Raw genomic sequence first — 276 nt, 5'->3', positions numbered from 1 at the left:
GTGCCTGGCGACGTTGTAGAACGCGATCAGCAACGCGACATCGGCGACGACCTGCACGTCGAGCACCCACTGCCACAACGCGACGAACGAGACGACCGTGAACACCGCGATCGGCGCTCGCCGGCGCACCGCGAGCGGGAGGGTGAGAGCGATGTCGAAGCAGATCGTGGTGGCCCCGTACACGCGCGTGCCGCCCATGGTGAACATCAGGAGCAGGAACGCCGTCGAGGTGTCGGCCGCGGCGGGATGGCGCTTGACGAACGCGACCACGACCGC

1 pseudogene is annotated in these 276 nt (G+C 68.1%); it reads right to left on the bottom strand.

Features of this window, described 5'->3' with window-relative positions:
• Positions 1–276 (bottom strand): annotated as a pseudogene (locus GT354_RS40275) (sensor histidine kinase); the annotation flags it as partial.

The organism is Streptomyces sp. SID3343 (assembly GCF_009865215.1).
GTDB lineage: Bacteria > Actinomycetota > Actinomycetes > Streptomycetales > Streptomycetaceae > Embleya.
Note: the sequence above shows the minus strand (reverse complement) of the source record. Positions and strands in the feature narration are given on the sequence as shown.